Origin of the sequence: Microbacterium sp. 69-10, from assembly GCF_001897945.1 — a bacterium.
Lineage (GTDB): Bacteria > Actinomycetota > Actinomycetes > Actinomycetales > Microbacteriaceae > Microbacterium.
This window is the reverse complement of sequence record NZ_MKRT01000028.1, coordinates 32840-35864: the sequence shown is the minus strand read 5'-3', so window position 1 is coordinate 35864 and position 3025 is coordinate 32840. Positions and strand designations below refer to the sequence as shown.

The 3025-nt window shown below is 69.7% G+C and carries 2 protein-coding genes; both read right to left on the bottom strand.

What is annotated here, in order from left to right; all coding sequences use genetic code 11:
* Positions 1 to 305 (bottom strand): Holliday junction resolvase RuvX (gene ruvX / locus BGN97_RS14610; RefSeq protein ID WP_292703014.1); only part of this gene is annotated, 305 nt, incomplete at its 3' end.
* A complete protein-coding gene (gene alaS / locus BGN97_RS14605) occupies positions 302 to 2962 on the bottom strand; it encodes an alanine--tRNA ligase (protein WP_292703012.1) in 2661 nt (886 codons plus the stop codon). The genes alaS and ruvX, both read right to left, overlap by 4 nt.
* Between the last annotated feature and the right edge of the window lie 63 nt (positions 2963 to 3025).

The following is a 3025-nucleotide window of genomic DNA, read 5'->3' as shown; positions in this document are numbered from 1 at the left end:
GTGCTCAACCGTTCGTCCACCATGCGAACCGGCACGCCCCTTCGCCGGCCGAGCTGGGCCGCGAACTCCCTGGCATCCGTCGTGGCCGGCGTCTCCTCACCGCGCATGTTCACCGGAAGCCCGACGACGAACTCCAGCGGCTCCCACTCGCGCGCGAGCTCGGCGATGCGCTCGATCGACGAGTCCGAGCGCGGGACGGTCTCCACCGGCACGGCCAGCATCCCGTCAGGATCGCATCGGGACACACCGACCCGGGCCTTCCCGACGTCGATCCCGAGCCGCACACCGCGACGGAATCCGCTCACGCTGCGGCGAGCTCCGCGACGACGGCCGCCAGCGCGGCGTCCAGAGCGGATGCATCGGTGCCACCGCCCTGAGCGACATCGTCCTTCCCGCCGCCACCGCCGCCGAGGACGCCGGCCGCGACGCGCACCAGCGCACCCGCCTTCGCACCCGCGGCTCGCGCGGCGTCGTTCGTGGCCACGACGACGATCGGCCGACCGTTCGCGACGCCGCCGAAGGCGACGACCGCGGCATCCGTGCCGAGCCTCTCCCGCACGCTCAGAGCGAGAGTGCGCACGTCGTCGGCCGAGCCGATCTCGCCGAGCGAGGTCGACGCGACGCGGAACGAACCGACCTGCTGTGCGGCCTCGGCAAGAGCCGGAACGCGTCCCTCGCGCTCCTTGGCCTCGAACTGCGCGATGCGCTTCTCGGCGGCCTTCAGGTTCGCCTGCAGCTCCTCGATGCGGGTGGAGAGCTGGTCACGGGGCGCCTTCAGCGCAGCGGACAGCTGCGAGACGACGGTGCGCTCCGCGGCGAGCTCCCGGAAGGCGTCCTGCCCCACCAGGGCCTCGATGCGTCGGTTCGACGCACCAACGGAGGACTCGCCGACCACGCTGACCAGGCCGATCTCGGAGCTCGACGAGACGTGCGTGCCCGCGCAGAGCTCGCGCGACCACGGACCGCCGATGTCGACCATCCGCACGACGTCGCCGTACTTCTCTCCGAACAGCGCCATGGCACCGGCCTCCTTGGCCTCGTCCAGCGACACGATGCGGGTGGTGACCTCGAGCGCGTCCTGGACGGCGCGGTTCGTGATGTCCTCGATCTCGGAGCGCGTCTCGGCCGAGAGCGGCTGCGACCAAGCGAAGTCGAAGCGCATGTAGCCGGCGCGGTTCAGCGAGCCGGCCTGCGTCGCCGTCTTGCCGAGCGTGTCGCGCAGGGCGGCGTGCACGAGGTGGGTCGCCGAATGCGCCTGGCGCGCGGCGCGTCGGTTCGGGGCGTCGACGAGGGTGGTGGCCCGGTCGTCGACCGCGACACTGCCCGAGGCGACGTGCACGGTGTGACTGATCAGACCGGGGACGGGCTTCTGCACGTCCAGGACGTCCAGCTCGAAGCCGGTGCCGACGATCGTCCCCTTGTCGGCGACCTGACCGCCGGACTCGGCGTAGAGGGTGGTCTCGGCGAGGATGACCTCGGCGACCTGACCCTCGGACGCCGCCCGCACGGGCGCGCCGTCGAGGATGATCCCGAGGATGCGCGAGTCGGTCTGCAGATCGGTGTAGCCGGCGAACACGGTCTCGCCCGCGGCACGGAAGTCGCGGTACACCGAGACGTCGGCCAGCTGACGCTTGCGGTTGCGGGCATCCGCCTTGGCGCGCTCGCGCTGCTCCTTCATGAGCGAGTCGAATGCGGAGCGGTCGACGTCGAGCCCTGCCTCCTCCGCGACCTCCAGCGTGAGGTCGATCGGGAAGCCGTAGGTGTCGTGCAGCAGGAACGCCTCGGACCCGCTGAGCGTCGAGCCGCCGGACTTCTTCGTGTCCTCCAGGGCGAGATCCAGGATGGTCGATCCCTGCGCCAGCGTGCGGCGGAACGTGTCCTCTTCGGCGAAGGCCGCCGAGGACAGCGTCGCCCACTCGGTCTCCAGCACCGGGTAAGCCGACTTCATGGCATCCCGCGACGTGGCGAAGAGCTCGGGGAAGACCGGCTCGTCCACGCCCAGCAGGCGCATGGCGCGCACCGTGCGGCGCATCAGGCGGCGCAGGATGTAGCCGCGTCCCTCGTTGGACGGGCGCACGCCGTCGGAGAGCAGCATCAGCGAGGAGCGCACGTGGTCGGCGATGACGCGGAAGCGCGCGTCGTCCTCGTGGACGCTGCCGTACTTCTTTCCGGAGAGCTCCACGGCGCGGTCGAGCACCGGGCGCACCTGGTCGGTCTCGTACATGTTCTCGACGCCCTGCTTGAGGAAGGCGACGCGCTCGAGGCCCATGCCGGTGTCGATGTTCTTCATCGGGAGCTCGCCCACGATGTCGAACTCCGTCTTGCCGCGGATGTTCTCGATGAAGTCCTGCATGAACACGAGGTTCCAGATCTCCAGGAACCGCGTGTCATCGGCTGCGGGTCCGCCGTCCTTACCGTACGACGGGCCGCGGTCGAAGAAGATCTCCGAGTCCGGGCCGCCGGGGCCGGGCTGTCCGGTGTTCCAGTAGTTGTCGGCCCGTCCCAGGCGCTGGATGCGCTCGGGCTTCAGGCCGATCTCGTCGCGCCAGATCGCCTCGGCCTCATCGTCGGTCTCGTAGACCGTGACCCAGAGGTCCTTCTCGTCGAAGCCGAGGCCGCCGTCCGCCTCGGAGGAGGTCAGCAGCTCCCACGCGTAGCGGATCGCGCCTTCCTTGAAGTAGTCGCCGAACGACCAGTTGCCGAGCATCTGGAAGAACGTGCCGTGCCGGGCCGTGCGGCCGACCTCTTCGATGTCGTTGGTGCGGATGCACTTCTGCAGGTCGGCGATGCGAGGATGCGGCGCGGGGACGACGCCCGTGAGATACGGGATCATCGGGACCATGCCGGCGACCGTGAACAGCAACGACGGGTCGTCGCTGACCAGGGACGCCGAGGGGACGATGAGGTGGTCGTTCTTCTCGAAGTAGTCGAGGTAGCGCTGCGCGATCTCCGCAGTTCTCATAGTGCTCGTGGGTTTCCTTGCGTGGCGGAGCCGCGTCCGAGGACGCGACGGGATGGGGGAATC

Coding starts and splice junctions, on each gene's coding strand:
- alaS (WP_292703012.1), bottom strand. CDS start 2,962: ATGAGAACTGCGGAGATCGCGCAGCGCTACCTCGACTACTTCGAGAAG.